The 5,287-nt window shown below is 62.5% G+C and carries 5 protein-coding genes; 4 read left to right on the top strand and 1 reads right to left on the bottom strand.

Annotated elements, in window-relative coordinates; all coding sequences use genetic code 11:
- The first annotated feature begins 199 nt into the window (after positions 1–199).
- From MU551_RS23100 to MU551_RS23090, 3 genes are all read left to right on the top strand, one after another.
- Complete coding sequence (locus MU551_RS23100) at positions 200–1,132, top strand: putative endonuclease domain-containing protein (protein ID WP_247048909.1); 933 nt, start codon at positions 200–202, stop codon at positions 1,130–1,132.
- Between the two features lie 190 nt (positions 1,133–1,322).
- Positions 1,323–2,342 carry a class II fructose-bisphosphate aldolase gene (gene fbaA, locus MU551_RS23095; protein ID WP_247048908.1) on the top strand — a complete coding sequence of 340 codons (1,020 nt, stop codon included), beginning with the start codon at positions 1,323–1,325 and terminating at the stop codon, positions 2,340–2,342.
- Position 2,343: 1 nt separating this feature from the next.
- On the top strand, positions 2,344–2,775 hold the full coding sequence (locus MU551_RS23090; protein ID WP_247048907.1) for a DUF3151 domain-containing protein: 432 nt from the start codon (positions 2,344–2,346) through the stop codon (positions 2,773–2,775).
- A gap of 81 nt (positions 2,776–2,856) precedes the next feature.
- On the opposite strand, the gene MU551_RS23085 is transcribed toward MU551_RS23090, so the two are convergent.
- Positions 2,857–3,489: a uracil-DNA glycosylase family protein gene (locus tag MU551_RS23085; RefSeq protein WP_247048906.1), complete on the bottom strand. Its 633-nt coding sequence runs from the start codon at positions 3,487–3,489 to the stop codon at positions 2,857–2,859.
- Between the two features lie 400 nt (positions 3,490–3,889).
- On the opposite strand from MU551_RS23085, the gene MU551_RS23080 reads away from it, so the two are divergent.
- Positions 3,890–5,179: an adenylosuccinate synthase gene (locus MU551_RS23080; protein WP_247048905.1), complete on the top strand. Its 1,290-nt coding sequence runs from the start codon at positions 3,890–3,892 to the stop codon at positions 5,177–5,179.
- Positions 5,180–5,287 lie beyond the last annotated feature (108 nt).

Below are 5,287 nucleotides of genomic sequence, written 5' to 3'. Positions count from 1 at the left end.
TGACCTTGCCGGGCATGATCGAGGAGCCAGGCTGCAACCCCCGCCGCCACCACACGCCCCCACACCGCCCCCACACCGAGATAGCACTTGGCGGCAGTGTTCGGCCCTGGGACTGCCGCAAAGTGCCACTTCGTTTCCGGACCCTCCGTTGCCCTGTGGATAACTCAGATAGCAGCACATTCAGCGGCCACAATTGAGCATGCACAGGGCGCCGCTCCCGGAACACCTTACGAAGGGCTCCTTCTCGCTCCGAGCCTCCGACAAGGCCGGAGTCAGCAGGACGCGCACCGAGGCTAAAGACCTGGCCACTGTTTCACGTGGAATCCGGATGTATCTCGGTTCGGAAGCGGCAGGAGCAGCAGCTCTTCGGGCATACACGGAGCTCGATGACGCCTCAGTGCTCTCGTTCGGGTCTGCTGCCCGGATCATGCAGGCTGCCCTGCCTGCATGGCTGGAGGATGACTGGCGCATCCATGTGGCCCGCCGACGCGGTTTCAGCATGCCTCGGAGGGCTAACGTCGTGGGCCACCTCCTCACGCTGCTTCCGGACGAGGTTGTAGAGTACGACGGCGTCCGGCTCACCTCGCCTGCCAGGACCTGGCTTGACCTGGCCTCGATCCTGAGCCTGGATGAACTCGTGGTTGCCGGTGATTCCCTGGTGTGTTGGCACGGTCCCGATTTCCCCAGGCCACGGGATCCCCTCTGCACTGTTGATGAGCTCAGGGCTATGGTCCGGAGGCATCCGGGAGTCCGCGGCGTGCGTACAGCGAGGGCTTCCTTGGAGCTCATCAGGGTCGGAGCGGATTCCCAGCCTGAAACGAGGATGCGACTGACACTCGTGAGAGCAGGGTTGCCTGAACCTGTTCTGAACCACATGGTGCTGGGCGCCTACGGGAATCCCGTCCTGTGGCCAGATGCCGCCTATCCTGAGCAGCGGGTCGCGGTGCAGTATGAGGGCGCCCACCACAACGCATCGGACCAGTACTTGAGCGACATACGGCGGGCTGACACAACAACTGAGTGCGGCTGGATTGAAGTTCGTGTATCTAAGTTTGATCTGGCAGGCGGGCGCCCCGCGGTCGTCGGCAAAGTCCGCGGGGCGTTGGAGAGCAGGGGTTGGCGCGCGAAATGACACTTGGCAGCAGTTCCAGGCGCCACAACTGCCAGCAAGTGCCATCTGGTGCGTGAAAGGAGCCAAGTATTACCCGGCTGAGTGATCCGAACCACGGCCCTTTGCCAAGAAATGACTAGGATGGTTCGTAGCCGACGAGGTTCACTCCAGGGTCAACCACACCCGCAGACGAAAATACTTAGGAGTCAGCATGCCCATTGCAACCCCAGAGATCTACGCCGACATGATCGACCGCGCAAAAGAGGGCGGCTTCGCATTCCCGGCGGTCAACGTCACCTCCTCCCAGACCCTGAACGCGGCCCTGCGCGGGTTCGCGGATGCTGAGTCCGACGGTATCGTCCAGGTCTCCACCGGCGGTGCTGCCTACTGGTCAGGTGCCCAGACCAAGGACATGGTCGCCGGCTCGCTTGGTTTCGCAGCATTCGCCCGCGAGGTCGCCAAGAACTACAACGTCAACATCGCGCTGCACACGGACCACTGCCCGAAGGACAAGCTTGACGGCTTCGTCCTGCCGCTGCTGGCCGCCTCCGAGGCTGAGGTCAAGGCCGGACGCAACCCGCTGTTCAACTCCCACATGTGGGACGGCTCCGCAGAGACCCTGCAGGAGAACCTGCGGATTGCGCGCGAACTCCTGGCGCGCACTGCGGCCGCCAAGATGATCCTCGAGGTCGAGATCGGCACTGTAGGCGGCGAGGAAGACGGCGTGGAGAACGCCATCAACGACAAGCTGTACACCACGGTCGAAGACGCACTCGCAACCATCGATGCCCTCGGTGCCGGCGAGAACGGCCGTTACATCACGGCACTGACCTTCGGCAACGTGCATGGCGTGTACAAGCCCGGTGGGGTCAAGCTTCGCCCGGAGATCCTCAAGGACATCCAGGAGCAGGTTGGTGCCAAAATCGGTAAGGAAAACCCCTTCGACCTCGTCTTCCACGGCGGTTCAGGCTCCTCGGACCAGGAAATCGCTGACGCCGTCTCCTACGGAACCATCAAGATGAACATCGACACCGACACCCAGTACGCGTACACGCGCCCCGTGGTGGACCACATGTTCAGGAACTACGCCGGCGTGCTGAAGGTTGACGGCGAAGTGGGCAACAAAAAGCTCTACGATCCCCGCGTCTGGGGCGCCTCGGCTGAAGCCGGTCTGTCGGCCCGTGTGGTGGAAGCTGCCAAGCAGCTCGGTTCCCTCGGCAAGACGTTCTAGGATGTCCGACGAATTCCGCAAGAACCTGATGGGTCCTGAGCCTACCCTCCTGCCTGCTGAGACTGAGGTCTACGAGCAGCTTGAGGCCGGCCAGGAAGCGCTGGACCTGGTGGAAAGGCACCCCACATCATCCCTGTTGTGGGCTCTGCTGGCCGAAGAAGCGTGGAACGAGGGCCGCACCATCGATTCCTACGCCTACGCCCGTGTCGGCTACCACCGCGGTCTGGACTCCCTGCGCCGGAATGGCTGGCGCGGCATTGGACCCATCCCCTGGGAGCACGAACCCAACCAGGGCTTCCTGCGCGCGCTGTACTCCCTGGGCAGGGCTTCGGCGGCCATCGGCGAGGCCGAGGAACCGGAGCGTATCGAGAAGTTCCTCCAGGACTCGGATCCCTCCGCGAAGGCAGCAATTGAAGCCAGGAGCCGGGGCTAAAGAGCCAGGTTAAACACGACGTCGGGCGCTCACCTTTCCAGAAAGGTGGGCGCCCGACGTCTTTAACGCGAGGGTGTGAGGCTAGCTGGGCTTCGTGAGCCCCGTACGGGCCATGGCGTCGGCGTAAGCGACGTGCATGTCGTCCAGGTACTGCTGCTGGCGCACAGGGGTGCCTGCGAACGCCCGGCCGCTGAGCGAGCGGACCTTGTAGGTCTTGAGGCCGCGGCGCCAAAGCAAAGGAACCTCGGTCTTGAGGAGAAGGTTGGCGAGGCGGTTGGCCTCGGTGCCGTGAGCCACGATGACAGAGGCACGGGGGACAAGGGCCAGGAACTTCAGGAGCGGCTTGAGTCCGGCGGCGATCTGGTCCGGGGTGAACTTGCCATTGGGTTCGCCGGCAACGTGCCACGGGTGGACGTTCCAGGGCATCACGAATTCCGGCCGGAGTCCCAGCTTCCACTGAACCCCCAGCATGCGGGTGGCAGCCTCGTCATCGCCGGCAGTGATAAACCCTGATTCGTCGGCCGTGCCGATGTTGGAGTACAGGCTGATGATGCGGCACTCGTCCACATCGTGCATGGGGTCCACGTAAGGAACCTGCGTGCCTGGCTTGGCGGTCTGGAGTGCGTCGCACAGCTCGTTCACGGCTGCGACATTGGGTTCGTAACGGCGGCTCAAAAGCTGCTCGTGAAAAGGTTCAGTAGCCAAGGCTGTCATAAATTGCTGGGTCTCCTGCGGGGATAGGTCACGCTGCCGGACCGTAAGCGGGCACGCCGAGTACAGCCTGGATTGAAAAAGATGTTGTGTGGAACGATTCCCTGATCGTTCTCTACCAGCTTAGCAAGCTCCACAAAATGTGGGATGCCCGCTTCGACGGCGGGTGACAGCCGCCACCTGGTCCCGGAGTGCGGCTCAGCAAAACAGTGCACGCTGCTTGCCACTGGCATCGGCTAAACTTGGGTCGTAAGAGCCCCGGATCTCTTGCATGTGCCTTCGGCCAACAGGCCAAGGGTATTGCGGTGACATTCGGGGCATTCTCATGAACGGCGCAGGACCGTGGGTGACCTATTTGAATGGGTTGCCTGCGGAATAGCCCGAACGAATGGGGGAGGATCCCATGCCAGCAATCGTGATCGTCGGAGCCCAATGGGGCGACGAAGGCAAAGGTAAAGCCACTGACCTGCTCGGCGGACGCGTGGACTACGTGGTCAAGCCGAACGGCGGCAACAACGCCGGGCATACCGTCGTCGTGGGCGGTGAGAAGTATGAGCTTAAGCTCCTTCCTGCCGGCATCCTGAGCCCAAACGCCGTCCCGGTCATCGGCAACGGTTGCGTGGTGAACCTCGAGGCCCTGTTCCAGGAGATCGACGGGCTTCAAGCCCGCGGCGCCGATACCTCCAAGCTGCGGGTCTCGGCCAACGCCCATCTGGTGGCGCCGTACCACCAGGTGCTGGATAAGGTGACGGAGCGGTTCCTGGGCAGCCGGGCCATCGGAACAACTGGCCGCGGAATCGGTCCTGCCTACATGGACAAAGTGGCACGCCTCGGCATCCGCGTCCAGGACGTGTTTGATGCCTCCATCCTTCGCCAGAAGGTGGAAGGATCCCTGCGACAGAAAAACGAACTCCTGGTCAAGGTATACAACCGGCGCGATATCGAAGTAGACGAGATCGTGGACTACTTCCTCTCGTTCGCCGATCGCTTGCGCCCGCTCGTCATCGACAGCACCCTGGTCCTGAACAAGGCCCTGGATGAAGGCAAGGTGGTCCTGATGGAAGGTGGCCAGGCCACGTTCCTCGACGTCGACCACGGCACCTACCCCTTCGTCACGTCCTCCAACCCCACTGCCGGCGGCGCCTCGGTCGGTTCGGGGATTGGCCCCACCCGCATTTCGCGCTCCATCGGCATCATTAAGGCGTACACCACCCGTGTGGGCGCAGGCCCGTTCCCCACGGAGCTCTTTGACGAGATGGGCATGTACCTGCAAAAAACCGGCGGCGAGTTCGGCGTCAACACCGGACGGCCGCGCCGCTGCGGTTGGTACGACGCCGTTTTGGCCCGCCATGCCTCGCGTGTCAACGGTTTCACGGACTACTTCGTCACCAAGCTGGACGTCCTGACCGGCATCGAGCAGATTCCCGTCTGCGTCGCATACGACGTCGACGGCGTCCGCCACGACGAGATGCCCATGACCCAGACCGAATTCCACCACGCCAAGCCCATCTTCGAGTACTTCGAGGGCTGGACCGAGGACATCACCACTGCCCGTAGCCTCGAGGACCTCCCCGAGAATGCCCGCAACTACGTTCTTGCCCTTGAGAAGCTCTCAGGGACGCGGTTTTCGGCTATCGGGGTAGGGCCTGACCGGGATCAGACCATCGTGGTCAACGACCTCATAAACGACTGACAGCAACAGAATTGCGACGCCGGCGGGTCACCTGAACAGCACCCGGGGCAACCCCATTTCCCGGCATTTCCCGATGAAGTCCGCAGCAATCTCTTCGATCTGGGAGCC

This window comes from Arthrobacter rhizosphaerae (assembly GCF_023062595.1).
Taxonomy (GTDB): domain Bacteria; phylum Actinomycetota; class Actinomycetes; order Actinomycetales; family Micrococcaceae; genus Arthrobacter; species Arthrobacter rhizosphaerae.
The sequence above is the reverse complement of the archived record's forward strand: the minus strand, read 5'-3'. Positions and strand labels throughout refer to the sequence as shown.